The organism is Streptomyces sp. NPDC000151, assembly GCF_040301705.1.
Classification (GTDB): domain Bacteria; phylum Actinomycetota; class Actinomycetes; order Streptomycetales; family Streptomycetaceae; genus Streptomyces.
Genome location: NZ_JBEPFC010000297.1, coordinates 1 through 1,871, shown reverse-complemented (window position 1 = coordinate 1,871; position 1,871 = coordinate 1). Strand labels below are relative to the sequence as shown.

Genomic DNA, 1,871 nt, shown 5'->3' with positions numbered 1-1,871 from the left:
ACGAGCCCGAGGGCGCCGAGGAGCAGCACGCCGAGGAGCCCGCCGAGGCCGACGAGCCGGAGGACGGCGCCGACGAGCAGCCGTCCGGCGGCTCCAGCAGCAGCCGTCGCCGCCGCCGTCGCCGCCGTCGCAGCGGTGACGGGGCCGAGCCCGGCACGAACGGCGACGACCCGGAGCGTACGGTCGTCAAGGTCCGCGAGCCGCGCAAGAAGGAAGAGCGCGAGCCCGGCACCGGCTTCGACGAGGTCCAGTCCATCAAGGGCTCGACCCGTATGGAGGCCAAGAAGCAGCGCCGCCGCGAGGGCCGCGAGCAGGGCCGCCGCCGGGTGCCGATCATCACCGAGGCGGAGTTCCTGGCGCGCCGCGAGGCCGTCGAGCGCGTGATGGTCGTCCGCCAGAGCGGCGAGCGCACCCAGATCGGCGTTCTCGAGGACGACGTGCTCGTCGAGCACTACGTCAACAAGGAGCAGTCGACCAGCTACGTCGGCAACGTCTACCTCGGCAAGGTGCAGAACGTCCTGCCGTCGATGGAGGCCGCCTTCGTCGACATCGGCAAGGGCCGCAACGCCGTCCTGTACGCCGGTGAGGTCAACTTCGAGGCGCTCGGCATGGGCCACGGCCCGCGCCGCATCGAGACCGCCCTGAAGTCCGGCCAGTCGGTCCTGGTCCAGGTGACCAAGGACCCGATCGGCCACAAGGGCGCCCGCCTGACCAGCCAGGTCTCGCTGCCCGGCCGGTATCTGGTCTACGTGCCCGAGGGCTCGATGACCGGCATCAGCCGCAAGCTCCCCGACACCGAGCGGGCGCGCCTGAAGCAGATCCTCAAGAAGATCGTTCCCGAGGACGCGGGCGTCATCGTGCGCACCGCCGCCGAGGGCGCGAGCGAGGACGAGCTGCGCCGCGACGTGGAGCGCCTCCAGGCGCAGTGGGAGGAGATCCAGCAGAAGGCGAAGAGCGGCAACGCCCCGACCCTGCTGTACGGCGAGCCGGACATGACCGTCCGTGTCGTGCGCGACATCTTCAACGAGGACTTCTCCAAGGTCATCGTCAGCGGTGACGACGCCTGGGAGACCATCTCCGGCTATGTGTCGCACGTCGCCCCCGACCTCGGCGACCGGCTCCAGAGGTGGACCTCGGACGTCGACGTCTTCGCGACGTACCGGATCGACGAGCAGCTGATGAAGGCGCTGGACCGCAAGGTCTGGCTGCCGTCCGGCGGCTCGCTGGTGATCGACAAGACCGAGGCCATGGTCGTGATCGATGTCAACACCGGCAAGTTCACCGGCCAGGGCGGCAATCTCGAGGAGACCGTCACCAGAAACAACCTGGAGGCGGCCGAGGAGATCGTCCGCCAGCTGCGCCTGCGCGACCTCGGCGGCATCGTCGTCATCGACTTCATCGACATGGTGCTGGAGTCCAACCGGGACCTCGTGCTGCGGCGGATGCTGGAGTGCCTGGGCCGGGACCGTACGAAGCACCAGGTCGCCGAGGTGACCTCGCTGGGTCTGGTCCAGATGACCCGCAAGCGGGTCGGCCAGGGCCTCCTGGAGTCCTTCTCCGAGCCGTGCGTGCACTGCAACGGCCGTGGCGTGATCGTCCACATGGACCAGGCCACGAGCACCGGCGGTGGCGGCAAGCGGAAGAAGAAGGGCAAGGGCGGCAACGGCGAGAAGCACGACCACCAGCCCGAGAAGGCCGTGGAGCCGGCTGCCCCGGCGCCCGAGCTGGAGCCCGCGCCCGTCACCGAGGCGGAGCTGGCCCCCGCGGTCGCCGAGGCCGACGAGTGGTTCTCCAGCCCGGCCGAGGCCGAGGCGGCGGCCGGTGCCCAGGGCCGTGGCCGGGGCCGTCGCCGCGCGAGCCGGAAGGCGTCC

At 70.7% G+C, this 1,871-nt stretch carries 1 protein-coding gene; it reads left to right on the top strand.

Features of this window, described 5'->3' with window-relative positions; all coding sequences use genetic code 11:
• Positions 1 to 1,871: Rne/Rng family ribonuclease (locus ABT381_RS35665; protein ID WP_351602248.1), on the top strand; the 1,871-nt coding region annotated here is incomplete at both ends.